Annotated in this window: 11 protein-coding genes; 2 read left to right on the plus strand and 9 right to left on the minus strand. The window is 71.9% G+C overall.

Translation table 11 applies throughout. The features are described from left to right. Positions 1-152 precede the first annotated feature (152 nt). Together ACZ63H_RS12915 and ACZ63H_RS12920 are read right to left on the minus strand one after the other, a co-directional pair. On the minus strand, positions 153-968 hold the full coding sequence (locus tag ACZ63H_RS12915; protein ID WP_469864245.1) for an LURP-one-related family protein: 816 nt from the start codon (positions 966-968) through the stop codon (positions 153-155). A gap of 66 nt (positions 969-1,034) precedes the next feature. Beyond that, positions 1,035-3,083 (minus strand): phosphocholine-specific phospholipase C, encoded by a 2,049-nt coding sequence (locus ACZ63H_RS12920; protein WP_469864247.1) that lies wholly within the window; start codon positions 3,081-3,083, stop codon positions 1,035-1,037. 169 nt (positions 3,084-3,252) lie between these two features. Here ACZ63H_RS12920 and ACZ63H_RS12925 point away from each other — a divergent pair, with 169 nt between their 5' ends. Next, a complete protein-coding gene (locus ACZ63H_RS12925) occupies positions 3,253-4,539 on the plus strand; it encodes an MFS transporter (RefSeq protein ID WP_469864249.1) in 1,287 nt (428 codons plus the stop codon). A 39-nt stretch (positions 4,540-4,578) separates the two neighbouring features. Here the strand turns inward: ACZ63H_RS12925 and ACZ63H_RS12930 are convergent, their stop codons facing one another. The 7 genes from ACZ63H_RS12930 to ACZ63H_RS12960 form a co-directional block, all read right to left on the minus strand. After that, complete coding sequence (locus ACZ63H_RS12930; RefSeq protein ID WP_469864251.1) at positions 4,579-6,753, minus strand: galactose-binding domain-containing protein; 2,175 nt, start codon at positions 6,751-6,753, stop codon at positions 4,579-4,581. A gap of 59 nt (positions 6,754-6,812) precedes the next feature. Beyond that, positions 6,813-8,417: a glycoside hydrolase family 13 protein gene (locus tag ACZ63H_RS12935; RefSeq protein ID WP_469864253.1), complete on the minus strand. Its 1,605-nt coding sequence runs from the start codon at positions 8,415-8,417 to the stop codon at positions 6,813-6,815. A 34-nt stretch (positions 8,418-8,451) separates the two neighbouring features. Continuing rightward, positions 8,452-9,333, minus strand: a complete 882-nt coding sequence (locus ACZ63H_RS12940) for a carbohydrate ABC transporter permease (RefSeq protein WP_469864255.1) — start codon at positions 9,331-9,333, stop codon at positions 8,452-8,454. Beyond that, positions 9,330-10,280 (minus strand): carbohydrate ABC transporter permease, encoded by a 951-nt coding sequence (locus ACZ63H_RS12945; RefSeq protein ID WP_469864257.1) that lies wholly within the window; start codon positions 10,278-10,280, stop codon positions 9,330-9,332. The genes ACZ63H_RS12940 and ACZ63H_RS12945 overlap by 4 nt, the downstream gene beginning before the upstream one ends. Positions 10,281-10,285: 5 nt before the next feature. Then, a complete protein-coding gene (locus ACZ63H_RS12950) occupies positions 10,286-11,638 on the minus strand; it encodes an ABC transporter substrate-binding protein (RefSeq protein ID WP_469864259.1) in 1,353 nt (450 codons plus the stop codon). Positions 11,639-11,767: 129 nt separating this feature from the next. Next, positions 11,768-12,766: a LacI family DNA-binding transcriptional regulator gene (locus tag ACZ63H_RS12955; RefSeq protein ID WP_469864261.1), complete on the minus strand. Its 999-nt coding sequence runs from the start codon at positions 12,764-12,766 to the stop codon at positions 11,768-11,770. Positions 12,767-12,837: 71 nt separating this feature from the next. Beyond that, entirely contained in the window at positions 12,838-13,509 is a 672-nt protein-coding gene (locus ACZ63H_RS12960) for an MmyB family transcriptional regulator (protein WP_469864263.1), read from the minus strand. Positions 13,510-13,752: 243 nt separating this feature from the next. Between ACZ63H_RS12960 and ACZ63H_RS12965 the strand changes: the two genes are divergently transcribed. After that, complete coding sequence (locus tag ACZ63H_RS12965; protein ID WP_469864265.1) at positions 13,753-14,409, plus strand: helix-turn-helix domain-containing protein; 657 nt, start codon at positions 13,753-13,755, stop codon at positions 14,407-14,409. Positions 14,410-14,589: the final 180 nt, after the last annotated feature.

The raw sequence follows: 14,589 nt of genomic DNA on the forward strand, positions 1-14,589 counted from the left end.
AGGGCGGGGGGAGTCGACGAGGGAACCGGGGGGGGGACGGAAGAAACGGGAGAAGTGGGGCCACCACCCCCGCCGAGAAAGACAAAGGGAGGGGGCGGGGGCGGGGGGGCCCCCCCCCCCCCCCCGCCCGCGCTTCTTCCTGCCGCCGCGGGTCACCCCCAGCCGCGCGCGTCCTGCTTCAGCGCGGTGTCGACCGTCAGCGCGGTCGCCACCACGAGGCTCAGCAGGGGCTCGGGCAGCTGGTAGTGGATCTGCAGGACGTAGTTGTCCGCGGTCGTGAAGAGCGTCTTGGCCAGGCCCTCCCAGGTCTTCGTGATCCGGGCGACCTCGCTGTCCGCGTGGTCGACGATCGCGAAGTTCCAGGCGCGCCAGTTCTCCGCCTTGATCGCGCCGACCTGCCGGCCGTCCGCCATCATCGCGAAGTTGATCTTGCCGATCATGTTCTTCTGGACGATCTCGCCGACCGGGGAGCCGTCCGGGCGGGTCACGACGACCCGGGACTTGAAGATCTTCGCGGGCCGGGTCAGCAGCAGCTGCGGCCGGCCGTGGGCGTCGCGGATCTCCAGCTTGTGGGTCAGGAACTGGTCCAGGCTGGAGACGAAGCGCAGGATCTTGCGCAGGATGCCCTGGCCGACCTGGGTGACCGAACCGATCTCCCGGCCGCTCTGGTCCATGACCTTGTACTCGTTGGTCAGCTCGATGAGCTTGGCCTTCTGGTTCACGACCAGGACCGGCTCGGTGAAGAGGGTGCCGCCGCCGGCGCCGCCGGCCGCGACACCGGCCTGCTGCTGCACCTGGCGCTGGACCTTGGGGTCGGCGGCGGCCTGCTGGGCCGGGGCCTGCCCGGCGGGCTGCTGGGCCGGGTTGGTGTGGTCGGTCCACTGCGTGCCGTCCCAGTAACGGAGCGTGTTCTGGGCTCCGTGCGGGTCCGGGTACCAGCCGGCAGGGGTGTTGGATTGCGTGGTCACCGGGGCACACTACCCTGATCTGACCGGTACCTGACCAGTCCGCACGGAGCGGTGTTCATCGGTCGATCACCCCGTGGCGATCGCCGGATCGCTGACGCCGGGCCGTCCGTTCTCCACGTGGCCGGCGAAGCCGCGCAGGAAGGCCGGGTCGGCGTCCGAGGTCACGGTCAGGTCGTACCAGCGCTCGCTCGCCGCGAGGCCCACGGTCTGCTTCACGGTCGCGCCGGGCCGCACCGTCACCGCGACCGGGGCGGCGCCGTAACCGTCGGTGACCTTCAGCCGCGCCGTGCCGGAACCCTTGTTGGTGAAGGTCAGCTCGATGTCGTCGCCCGTGTGCCGGGCGGTGACCTCGGGGCCGGCCACCTTGTTGCGGCCCTTGAAGACGCGCACGAAACCGTTGGGCCCGTGCACGGTGAGGTCGTAGTCGCCGCCGGAGTACACCGAGTTCCAGGTGTCCGAGAGCGTCTTGCCGGCCTCGGTGGTGTAGGTCCAGGGGCCGTCGGTGCGGCTGTCGGACGTCACCAGGAAGGCCGCGCCGGCGGCCGCCCCGGAGGCGAACGTCAGGGTGAACTTGCCGGCCGCCGTGTCCGCGGCGCCGTCCACCACGGGCGCGTACCTCAGCGGGCGGGTGGGCCGGCTGCCGGGCTCCTGCCGGGGCAGGGTGCCCTGGGCGGGCGGCTTGGGGACGTAGTCCGGGTGCCGGTCGCGGTCCGGCGGCCGGTAGCCGGCCGTGGAGGGCAGCGCCACGGGTGCGGTGTCCTGGCGGGAGAAGTCGAAGGCGCTGGTCAGGTCGCCGCAGACGGCACGGCGCCACGGCGAGATGTTGGGCTCCCGGACGCCGAAGCGGCGCTCGATGAACCGGATGATCGAGGTGTGGTCGAACGTCTCGGAGCAGACGTAACCGCCCTTGCTCCACGGGGAGACGACCAGCATCGGCACCCGCTGGCCGAGCCCGTAGGGGCCGGCCACATGGCCGGCGTCGCCCTTGAACAGGTCGGGCGCGGGGTCGACCGTCGACTTGCCCCGGGCGGCGGAGGCCGGCGGGTGGGGCGGGACGACGTGGTCGAAGAAGCCGTCGTTCTCGTCGTAGGTGATGAACAGCGCCGTCCTGCCCCACACGTCGGGGTCGGCGGTGAGCGCGTCCAGGACCTGGGAGACGTACCAGGCGCCGTAGTTCGCGGGCCAGTTGGGGTGCTCGGTGAATGCCTCGGGGGCGACGATCCAGGAGACCCGGGGCAGTGTGCCCGCCTTGACGTCCGCCTTCAGCCGGTCGAAGAGGCCCTCGCCCTTGCGGGCGTCGGTGCCGGTGCGCGCCTTGTCGTACAGCGGGCTGCCGGGCTGGGCGGTGCGGTACTGGTTGAAGTAGAGCAGCGAGTTGTCGCCGTAGTTGCCGCGGTAGGCGTCGCCGATCCAGCCCCATGAGCCGTTCGCGTCCAGGCCGTCGCCGACGTCCTGGTAGATCTTCCAGGAGACCCCGGCCCGCTCCAGGCGCTCGGGGTACGTCGTCCAGCCGTAGCCCTTCTCCTCGTTGCCGAGGACCGGGCCGCCGCCCTGGCCGTCGTTGCCGGTGTACCCCGTCCACATGTAGTAGCGGTTGGGGTCCGTGGAGCCGATGAACGAGCAGTGGTAGGCGTCGCAGACGGTGAAGGCGTCGGCGAGCGCGTAGTGGAAGGGGATGTCGTCGCGCGTCAGGTACGCCATCGTCGTCGCGGACTTGGCGGGCACCCACTTGTCGTACTTGCCGCCGTTGAACGCGGTGTGGCCGTCGTTCCAGCCGTGCGGGAGGTCCTGGATGAAGGCCAGGCCCAGGTCGTCGGCGTCGGGGTGGAAGGGCAGGATGTCCCTGGTGCCGTCGGACTGCTTCCAGACGGACCTGCCGTTCTGGGTGACCGGGCGGGGGTCGCCGAAGCCGCGCACTCCGCGCAGGGAGCCGAAGTAATGGTCGAAGGAACGGTTCTCCTGCATCAGGACGACGATGTGCTCCACGTCGTCCACCGATCCGGTGCGGTAGCGGGCGGGCAGGGCCGCGGCGCGCTGGATGCTGCCGGCCAGTGCCGTGAACGCCGTGGTGGCACCCGTGAGTTGGAGGAAGCGCCGCCGGTTGACTTCGGGCATGGGTCGAGGGTCCTCTCATCCTGACGTGCACGATGCCGCCGGATGACGGAACGTGCGCGGAGCGAGTGTTCCAAGAGCAGCAAACGTCAGGGAAGGGTGCGATGGCACCGACGTGAACTCATCGCTACATGAGGTGTGCGGCACCCGCCGGCCGGGGAGGGACGCGATCATGACAGGCAAGCAGACGACGGCACCGGAGCGGACGAGGCGACCCGCGCGACAGCTTGTCGCCGCTTCCGTGGGCAACGCCGTGGAATGGTACGACTGGTACGCCTACACCTTTCTCGCCACCTACATCGCCGCCGCGGTCTTCCCCAAGGGCGCCGGGAACTCCCTGGTGCCGCTGCTGTCGACGTTCGCCGTGTTCGCGGTCGGCTTCTTCATGCGGCCCGTGGGCGGGCTGCTCATGGGGGCCGTCGCCGACCGGCGCGGCCGGCGGGCCGCCCTCACCGTCACCATCCTGCTGATGGGCGGCAGCAGCCTGCTGGTGGGGCTGACCCCGACCTACGCCTCGGCGGGCCTCGCGGCCCCGGTGGTGCTGGTCGCCGCCCGGCTGCTGCAAGGACTGTCGGTGGGCGGCGAGTTCGCGGCCTCGACCACCTTCCTCGTGGAGTCGGCGGGACCGGGCCGGCGCGGGTTGTTCTCCAGCTTCCAGTACGTCTCCACGACCGCCGGACAGCTGGTCGCGTCCGGCATCGCCACCCTGCTCGTGAACACGCTCGCCGAACCCGCGATGGACGGCTGGGGCTGGCGCGTGCCGTTCTGGCTCGGCGGGGTGTTCAGCCTGGTCGGCTTCTGGATCCGGCGCGGCGCCGAGGAGACCCGCAGCGCCGGGCAGCGGCAGGCGCCGCGACCGGGCCTGTTCGAGGCGCTGCGCCGCCATCCGCGCCAGTCCCTGCTCATCGCCGGCATCACCGCGGGCGGCACCCTCGCCTACTACACCTGGACGTCGTACCTGCCGACGTACGCCGAACTCAACGCGGGCGTCGACAAGTCGGACGCGCTGCTCGCGAGCACGGTCTCGCTGGGCTTCTTCGCCCTGCTCCAGCCGCTCGGCGGGCTGCTGTCCGACCGGGTGGGGCGCCGGCCGCTGCTGCTGGGCTTCGGGGTGGGCTTCGCCGTGCTGTGCGTGCCGCTGCTGCACCTGCTGCGCGACTCCTTCGCCGTGCTGCTGCTGGTGAGTTGCGCGGGCATGGTGCTGCTGACCGGGTTCACGTCCGTCAGCGCGGCCGTCAACGCCGAGGTCTTCCCGCCCCGGGTGCGCGCGGCCGGCATCGGCTTCCCGTACTCGCTCACCGTGGCGCTGTTCGGCGGCACGGCCCCCTACGTCGGCACGCTGTTCAAGGAGCTGGGCCGCTCCGGGCTCTTCCCCTGGTACGTCGGCGCGCTGTGCCTGCTGTCCTCGCTGGTGTACCTGCGGCTGCCGGAGACGGCTCACCGGGAGCTGGAGCGCTGAGGGGGAGCCGCGCACCGGCGCGGCTCCCCCGGTGTCCGGTCAGGACGAGTAGACCTCCACCTCACTGAACTGGCCCGCCGGCCAGCCGGTGTTGGCGCTGACGGTCAGGCGCAGGTGGCGCAGGTTCGTGCCGGCGGGCAGGGACACGGTCGCGGTGTTGCCGGTGGCGGGGTCGAAGCGGTAGCCCTGGGCGCCGGCCACCGTCGTGAAGTTCGCGCCGTCGGTGCTGCCGAGCACCGCGACGGTCTGGGTGCGGGCGCCCCAGGCCGCCGACGGCGGCAGCTTCAGCACCACGCGGCGCACGCCGTAGGACGCGCCGAGGTCGACCGTCCAGGACTGCGGGAAGGCGTTGTTGGCCGACTCCCAGTACGAGTTCGCGTCGCCGTCGACCGCCTTGCCGGGCGTGTAGACGTCCTGGGTGCCGGTCGCGGTGGCCGGGCGGCCCACGGCGAGGTTGCGGTTCGGGTCGGGGTCGGGATCGCCCTGTCCGGGCCGCGGCCAGGTGGAGCAGTCCGACCAGGTGCTCGACCACCCCGCGTTGCCGCCGCCGTCGGTGAGCGTGAAGGGACCGGAGTTCGCCGGGAAGGGGCAGTTGTACACGCCGGCCGCGCCGACCCGGGTGGCGGTGACGTTCCTGAAGACGGCGCCGCCCTGGGCCTCGGCCTGCACGACGACCGTTCCGGTGTTGCGTACGGTCGCCCCGGTGACGTTGACGTTGCGCACCGGGTAGCCCTGCCCGCCGCCGGAGACGAACTCGAAGGCGCTGTAGGGGCTGTCGGTGATCGTGGTGTTGGTGATGTTGACGGTGGCGTTGACGGCGCTGTCGTAGGAGTCGACGCGCAGCGCGCCCATCGGGTGGTTCCAGTTGGGGTTCATGGCACCGGCGCGGACCAGCGTGTTGCCGTCGACGGTGACGGTGCCGGCCAGCGGGTGGAAGGGATCGAGGAACTTCTGGTTGGAGATCGCGATGCCGCTGCCGAGGGCGTTGGTGTCGGAGACCAGGTTGTCGCGTACGGCGATGTCGGTGCCGCCGTAGACGGCGATGCCGTTGGCGAGGTTGGGCTGGGAGATGGTGTTGTGCTCGAAGCTGGAGTCGGTGTCCGGGGCGTACAGCGACCACATCGCCAGGGCGTCGTCGCCCTGGTTGCGCAGGAAGTTGTTCCGCACCCGCACGCCCCTGGCGTTGCCGTTGAGGTTGAGGCCGTCGGCGGTGGTGTCGAGGATGCGGTTGTTCTCCACCACCAGGTTGTCGTTGTTGCCCGTGAGCCACAGGCCGACCTTCAGGTGCTGGAGCCACATGCCGGACACCGAGCTGCCCGGTCCGAGGGAGCCGTTGACGAAGTTGTCCGGGCTGGAGTCGACGCGCTCGGTGACCTCGCCGATGACCGCGAAGTCCCTGATGCGCACGTTGCCCGCGGAGCCGGACTGGTCGATGAAGCGGGAGGCGTGCACGACCGAGTACCAGTGCCCGGCCCCCTGGAGGGTGACGTTCTGCACGCCGCCGAGGGAGGAGGTGACCCGGTAGTCGCCCGGCGGGATCCACACCGTGCCGCCCTGGGCGGCGGCGATGGCGTCCCGGAACGCCTGGGTGGAGTCGCCGCCGCCGGTGGGGTCGGCGCCCTTGGCGACGACGGACACCGACCCGGCGGGCTGGGCGGAGGCCGGTGCGGCCTGCTCGAAGTCGGCCACGTCGACGGTCACCTGCACGCCGGCCGACTCGACGGCGACCTTGTCTCCGGCCTGGACGGTCCGGCCCAGCAGCAGCCGGGTGTCGTCGAAGAAGTGGTGGGTCCTGGAGCCGGTGATCCAGCCGGTGTCGACATAGGAGTACTTGGCGGTCACCGGGAGCGTCTTGGCGAGCCTGGTGCCGTTGACGTACACGTTCAGGGCGCCGGACCGGCCGTCCGGGACGCTGTAGGCGAGGTTCAGCGCGTCGGCCGTGCGCGGCACGGTGAACTCCACGCGCTGCCCGGCCGCCAGCCGGACGGCCTGCCGGCCGGAGGCCTCCGAGGCGAGGGTGCCCTGCGTGTGGTCGGGGCCGATCCTGGTGCCGTCGGTACTCGCCGACTCGGCCTCCACGGAGGTGAAGGGGAGCGTGGCGCCGGCCGCCGCGTGGGCGGCCGGGGCGAGGGAGACGAGCAGGCCGGCGGCGAGGGCGACGACCGCCCCGATGGCCGGCATGCGCCTGACGTGTCCGGTGGTGCTGCTGTGCATCTGCCGATCCCTTCGTGGTGGGGTGCGGGGGACAGCGCGGTGGTGCGCGGGGGCGTGGCTCACCGACGCAGCCAGGCCGCCGTGTCCTGCGGCAGCCGGCCCGCGTCGTCCAGCGGGCCGCTGCCGAGCAGGAGCCGGGAGTGCGCGGGGAGGGCGACGGGCGTGGCCGCGAGGTTGACCACGCACAGCGCGTCCGCGCGGGAGAAGGCGAGCACGCCGTCCGGGGCGGGCAGCCAGGTCAGGGGGCCGTCGCCGAACACGGGGCGCAGGGCGATGGCCGTGCGGTACAGGGAGAGCACGGAGTCCGGGTCGCGCCGCTGGCGGTCGGCCGCGTACGACGCCCAGCCGGCCGGCTGGGGCAGCCACGGCTCCCCGCGGGAACCGAATCCGGCGTACGGCAGGCCGGCGGCCCACGGCAGCGGCACCCGGCAGCCGTCGCGGCCGGGGTCGGTGCCGCCCGAGCGGAAGTGCATCGGGTCCTGGACGCGGTCGAGCGGGATGTCGGCCTCCGGCAGGCCCAGTTCCTCGCCCTGGTAGACGTAGACCGCGCCCGGCAGCGCCAGCGAGAGCAGGGCGGCGGCGCGGGCGCGCCGGGTGCCGAGCGCGAGGTCCGTCGGGGTGCCGAAGGCCTTGGCGGTGAAGTCGAAGGCGGTGTCCGCGCGGCCGTAGCGGGTGACGGTGCGGGTGACGTCGTGGTTGCACAGCACCCAGGTGGCCGGGGCGCCGACGGGGGCGTGTTCGGCGAGGGTGGTGTCGATCGAGGCGCGCAGCCGGCCGGCGTCCCAGGGGCAGGTGAGGAAGGAGAAGTTGAAGGCGGTGTGGAGTTCGTCGGGGCGCAGGTAGCGGGCGAAGCGTTCGGCGTCGGGGAGCCAGACCTCGCCGACGAAGACGCCGCCGTACTCGTCGGCCACCCGCCGCCAGGAGCGGTAGACGTCGTGGAGTTCGTCGCGGTCGAGGAACGGGTGCGGCTCGGGGCGGGCGGCGAGGTCGGGCAGGTCCGGGTCCTTGGCGAGCAGGGCCGCCGAGTCGATGCGGACACCGGCGACGCCCCGTTCGAACCAGAAGCGCAGGATGTCCTCGTGCTCCTGGCGGACGGCCGGGTGGGCCCAGTTGAGGTCGGGCTGTTCCGGGGTGAACAGGTGCAGGTACCAGTCGCCGTCGGGCAGCCTGGTCCACACCGGTTCGGTGGAGCCGGCGAACTGCGAGGGCCAGTCGTTCGGGGGGAGTTCGCCGTGCGGGCCGCGTCCGGGCCGGAAGTGGAAGAGTGCGCGTTCGGGGCTGCCCGGCCCGGCGGCGAGCGCGGCCCGGAACCAGGGGTGCTGGTCGGAGACGTGGTTGGGCACGATGTCGACGAGGGTGCGGATGCCCGCCCCGGCGGCCTCGGCGATGAGCTTCTCCGCCTCGGCGAGGGTGCCGAAGGCCGGGTCGATGCTCCGGTAGTCGGCGACGTCGTAGCCGCCGTCCTTCAGCGGTGACAGGTACCAGGGGGTGAACCACAGGGCGTCCACGCCGAGTTCGGCCAGGTACGGCAGCCGGGCGCGGACGCCCGCGAGATCACCGGTGCCGTCGCCGTCGCCGTCCGCGAAGCTGCGCACGTACACCTGGTAGACGACGGCGTTGCGCCACCAGTCGGGGTCGTTTTGGGCAGGGGTGGGCTGTCCCACGGAGCTTGGCCTTTCTGTGGACGGGGCGGCGGCGTCAGCCCTTGGTGCTGCCCGCGCCGATCCCGGCGATGATGTGCCGCTGGAAGACGAGGAAGAGCGCCACCATCGGGATGCTGGCGATCACCATCGCGGCGATGAGCACGGTGAGCTGGACGTTCTGCGACAACTGCACCAGGGCCACGCTGATCGGCTGCTTGCCGGTGTCGGAGAAGACCATCAGCGGCCACAGGAAGTCCTGCCAGACGGCGACCAGCGCGAAGATGGACACCACGCCGAGCACCGGCCGGGACATGGGCAGCACGACGGACCACAGGACGCGGAGCCTTCCGGCGCCGTCGATCTCGGCGGCCTCCAGCACATCGCGCGGCAACCGGTCGAAGAACCGCTTGAGCAGGTAGAGGTTGAAGGCGTTGGCGGTCGCCGGCAGCCAGATGGCGAGGGGGTCGTTGAGCAGGCTGGTGTGGATCAGCGGCAGGTCGGCGACGGTCAGGTACTTGGGGACGACCAGCGCCTGCGCCGGGACCATGAGGGTGGCGAGGACGCCGCCGAGGACCGCCTTGCCGAACACCGGCCTCAGCCTGGACAGGGAGTAGGCGGCGGCGGTGCAGAACACGAGCTGGAAGGCCCAGGCGCCGGCCGCCTGGACGAGGGTGTTCCCCAGGTGCGCCGGCAGCTCCATCAGGTCCCAGGCGTCGGCGTAGCCGCCGGGGTGCCAGTGCTCGGGCAGCAGGGTGGGCGGGGTGCGGGCCACCTCGTCGGGTGACTTCAGCGCGCCGGACACCATCCAGTACACGGGGAAGAGGAAGGCGAGCGCGAAGAGGACGACGACGGTGGTGAACACCGTCCAGTAGAGGGCCTTCCCGCGCGGGCGGGCGAGGGCGGCCGGGGAGATCAGGGTGCGGGTGCCCGGGGTCATGCGTCCCCCTCGGTGCGGGTGAGCCGCAGGTACAGGGCGGAGAAGGCGCCGAGCAGGACCAGCAGCATCACGCTGAGGGCGCAGGCACCGCCGAAGTCGTTGTAGAGGAAGGCGTATTTGTAGATGAGGTACAGGACCGTGACGGTGGCGTTCTCGGGTCCGCCGCCGGTGATGACGTACGGCTCGGTGAACACCTGCATGGTCGCGATGATCTGGAGCAGCATCAGCATCAGGATCACGAACCGGGTCTGCGGGACCGTGACGTGCCGGATCCGCTGGAGCAGGCCCGCGCCGTCCAGTTCGGCCGCCTCGTACAGCTCGCCGGGGACGGACTGGAGCGCGGCGAGGTAGACGAGGACGGTGCCGCCCATGTTGGCCCAGGTGGCGACGAGCACCAGGGAGACGAGCGCGGTGCCGGTGCCGTTGGTCCAGTTCGAGGTGGGCAGGTGCACCAGGCGCAGGGCCTCGTTGGCGAGGCCGGCTCCCGGGTCGTAGAACCACTTCCACAGCAGGGCGCTGACCACCGGCGGGATCATCACCGGCAGATAGACCACGACCCGGAAGAACGCCTTGGCGTGCCGCAGTTCGTTCAGGACGAGGGCGAGGACGAAGGGGATCGCGAAGCCGATGAGCAGGGCGAGCAGGGTGAAGGCGAGGGTGTTGCGCCAGGCGTCGGCGAACTCGGGGTCGGCGAGGACGCGGGTGAAGTTGGCGGTGCCGGCCCACTCGGGCGGCGAGCCCGGGGTGTACCTCTGGAAGGAGATGACGACCGCGCGGATCGCCGGGTACCAGGAGAACAGGGCGAAGCAGAGCAGGCCGCCGAGGAGGAAGCCGTAGGCGCGCACCTGGTCGGCCAGGCGGTGCCGGCGGCGCCCGGCCGGGGCGGGGGCCGGGGGCGGGGGGACGGGCGGGTGGGCGACGGGGCGTCGCCCGGCCGTCTTCGTCATGGCCGTCAGCTCCGGGACAGAATGCTGTCGATCTTCCCGGACGCCTCCTTCAGGAGCCGGTCGATGTCGGCGTCCTCCTGGGTGAGGACGGCGGAGACGGTGCCGTCGAGGACGGAGTAGATCTGCTGGGCGTGCGGCGGCTCCGTCTTGAGCCGGAGCCTCCGGTTGCCGTCGAGGAACGCCCGGTAGTTCTCCACCGGGACGGTGGCGTTGGCCTGTTTCACCCGCTGGTCGGTGGCGTCGGCGGCACCGGTGAACAGGCGCGGCTCGGGCAGGCCGACCGGGGCGTGGTGCTTCCTGGCGCGGGCGTAGTCGCCGAGGAAGCCCTTGCCGGGGGTGAGGAACATGTGGTCGAGCCACTTGAGGCCGGCCCGGATCTGGGCGGGCGTGGCCTTCTTGCCGAACATGTAGCCGTCGCCGCCGATGAGGGTGGCGCGGCCTCCCGGCATGGGGGCGAGGGCGAGGTCCTGGTAGTCGCCGCCCTTCTCCTTGACCAGGATCGGGATGTTGTCGGGCGCGGCCAGGTACATGCCCAGCTTGCCGGAACCCATCATCTGCTGCACGTCGTTGATGACGAGGAGCTGTTTGCTGCCCATCGAGCCGTCGGTCCACCGCATGTCGTGCAGGGTGCGCAGCACGGCGCGGCCCTCGGGGGTGTCGACGGTGGCCTTCCTGCCGTCGGCATCGACGACGTCGCCTCCTCGCGCGTACAGCTCGGCGGTGAAGTGCCAGCCGCCCTGGTTCTGCGCGCTGTAGTCGGCGTAGCCGACCGTGCCGTCGCCGAGGGCCGCGATCTTCCTGGCGGCGGCGCGGACCTCCTCCCAGGTGGCGGGGGGCCGGTCGGGATCCAGGCCGGCCTCGCGGAACAGGGCGCGGTTGTAGATCAGCCCCATGGAGTAGCCGGTGCGCGGGATGCCGTAGACCTTGCCGTCCACGGTGTAGATGTCCCGCAGTTGCCGCTGGATGCCGTCGTAGTTCTTCAGTTCCCTCAGGTACGGCGTGAGGTCGGCGGCCTGGCCGATGTCCACCACGTGCCGGGCGTCGGTGAAGTACGTGTAGAACACGTCCTCCATCTGGCCGCCGGCGAGCTTGGCGTCGAAGGTCTTGGGGTCCTGGCAGGGGAAGGCGTCGTGCGCGACGACGTCGATGTCCGGGTGGGCCTGTTCGAAGGAGGCGAGATCCGCCTCGAAGAAGGCGCGGTCGGTTTTGGCGCTCTTGGGCGGTTCGCAGTTGACCGTGATGCGGGTCCTCCCGCTCGCCGCGCCGTCGGCACCGGACCCGCAGGCGGTGGCGGCGAGGGCGAGGGAGGAACAGACGCCGATCGCGACGACGGTACGGCGGAACCCGGTGTGTCTCATCGCTGGACCCCTCATGGCACTCGTGGCAGGAGCGGTGGGCGCCGCACACTCAAGCACCGCCGACATCCGTTCGCAAGATGTCGCGCGGAATCCGCAATTATTCGACAGTGAGTTGGATCTTTCGGAGGGTCAGTCGCGCGGGGCTTGCGCGGTGGAGCCGCGCACCACCAGTTCGGGCTCGAACAACAGCTCGTCGGCGGGTACGGCGGTGCCGCCGATCCGCGCGTTCAGCAGCTCCACGGCCGCGCGCCCCATGGCCTCGATGGGCTGACGGACGGTGGTCAGCGGGGGCTCGGTGCAGTTCATCAGCGCCGAGTCGTCGTAGCCCACCACGGAGACCCGGCCCGGGACGTCGTACCCCTTGCGGCGGGCCGCCCGGACGGCGCCGAGGGCCAGCGGGTCGGAGGCGCAGACGATGCCGGTGACACCCCGGTCGAGCAGCCGGGAGGCGGCGGCGTGTCCGCCCTCGACGGAGAAGATGGCCCGCGCCACGAACTCCTCCGGCAGGTCGCCGGCGACGGCCCGGGCGGCGGCGAGCTTGCGGGCCGAGGGGACGTGGTCGCCGGGGCCGAGGAGCAGGCCGATGCGCTCGTGGCCGAGGGAGGCGAGGTGCCGCCAGGCCTGTTCGACGGCTACCGCGTCGTCGCAGGACACCCCGGGGAAGCCGAGGTGTTCGATGGCCGCGTTGACCAGCACCACCGGGATGTTGCGCTCGGCGAGCAGCCGGTAGTGGTCGTGCGGCGCGTCGGCCTGGGCGTACAGGCCGCCGGCGAACACGACGCCGGAGACCTGCTGCTGGAGCAGCAGCTCCACGTAGTCCGCCTCCGACACCCCGCCCTTGGTCTGGGTGCACAGCACCGGGGTCAGCCCGTGCTGCGCCAGGGCGCCACCGATGACCTCGGCGAACGCCGGGAAGATGGGGTTCTGCAGCTCGGGCAGGACGAGGCCGACGAGCCGGGCGCGTTCACCGCGCAGCTGGGTGGGGCGCTCGTAGCCGAGGACGTCCAGGGCGGTCAGCACCGCCTGCCGGGTGGCGTCCGAGACCCCGGGCTTGCCGTTGAGCACCCGGCTGACGGTGGCCTCGCTGACCCCGACCTTCTTCGCCACTTCCGCAAGTCGTCGCGTCATGGGCGCAAGAGTAGCGCAAGCCTTGCAAGCGGCTTGCGTAGAGAGCGGGCCGCCCGGATCCGGCGGGCCGGTCAGCTGTCGGGCGTCGGGACGGCCGTGAGGTGGGAGGCGGCGCCCCGGGTCCGGCGGGGGCGGCGTACCGGCGCGGCGGGGCGGCGGGGCTCGCGCAGCACCATCGTCAGGCGCCGGTAGCCCAGCTCCCGCAGCGGCTGCGGCGCCTCCTCGACGATGCGGCACTCGGTGCGCCCGTGGCGCGGGTCCGGGTGGTGCAGCAGGCGTACGGCGCCGTCGAGGCGGGTCGCGGCCTCGCCGACGGCGTGGATCCAGTGCGGCAGGCCGTGCCGGTAGGCGGCCTCCATGATCGGGTCCTGGGCGATCTCGCGCCGCACGGCCTGGAGTTCGTGGTCGTGCCCGCCGGACTCCAGGGCGGTGCGGAGCTGGGCCAGCATCGGCAGGCACCAGTCCGGCTCGTGCTCGCCGAGGATCTCGCCCGCGTCCGGGTGGAACAGGACGAACCGCAGGAAGTTCTCCCCCGGCATCGCCGTCGGATGCGGGCGCACGCCGCCGAACAGCGCCTCGAACGCCCGGTTCGCCATGACCACGTTCCACTGGCGGTCGACGACCAGGGACGGACACGACATGTACTCCAGCAGCGCCCCGTAGTCCTGGAGGTACGCCCGGGTGTCGCAAGTGTCGGGGACGGGCCGCGGTGCCGGCCGCTGCCCTCCTGCCTGATGTGCCATCGGGAGGTCACCCCTCTTGCCTCTGCGGCCTTTCACGCGGCGATGCGATCCTGCTGCCCAGGCAAGAGTCATGTCAACTATCGTGGCATTTCATGCCGGTTGACGGCTGAAATTCGCCACAGTTGTGGCGACACCTGGATGTGGGTTCCGGACAGGGGCTACTCTCCGGGAAGTTCACGGCGATCGCTCGTGAGAAGCACGGACGCATCTGAAGCCCTCTTTAGAGACGTAGGAGTTCTGTCGGTGACGGATGGCTACGAGGATCCGGGCGCCTCGGCGACCGCCCAGCTGCCGGCCGTCGTCGCCCGCGTCACCGCGCTCGCCGACCGGCTCGGCGTCCCGCACGCCGAGGTCTTCGACGTCGGGCGGCTGTCCACCGCCTGCGGGGTGCCCGAACCGGTGGTCCGGGCCCTGCTCAGCGGCCGGCCGGCGGGCGAGCCGGACGTCCAGGCCCGGTTCCTGCAGCGCCTGGACCTGCTGCGCCGCACCCGGCTGAAGCCGGGCGGACGCCGGTACACCCAGCAGGAGATCGCCGACGGCGCGGGCATGTCCCGGCAGCAGGCCGGGGCCCTCATCAACGGCGACCGGCGGCCCACCATGGAGCACTGCGACGCGTTGCAGCGCTTCTTCCGGGTGCACGCCGGCTTCCTCACCGCGGAGGATCCCGAGGCGCTGGCGGGCGCGTTGCAGCGGGTCGAGCAGGAGTTGCTGCAGAAGCTCGCGGACCGGGAACGGGCCGACGTCGAGGCCGCGGAGGATCCGCTGGAGCGGCTGCTCCAGGACCACGGGGTGCGCGGAATCGCCTGGCGGGCCGCGCAGTTGCCCACCGACCAGCACCGGGACAAGGTCGCGGAATGGCTGGACATGCTCCTGGAGAGCGTGAAGCGGCCCGAGTCCTGAGCCGGGGGCGTACGGCGTCCGCGGCGAAGGCGGACCCCGGCTCCCGTACGGGCCGTGCGGCGCCCCGGGGCGCGGCCGTTTCCCTCCCGCGCCTGCGCTGAGCGGGCGAACACGGGCCGAGCCGGACGGCATTGTCAGTGGCGGGCGGCAAGCTGTGGGTGTGCGCCGCGGACGCGGTGC

Source organism: Streptomyces sp. NPDC104831 (assembly GCF_055583025.1).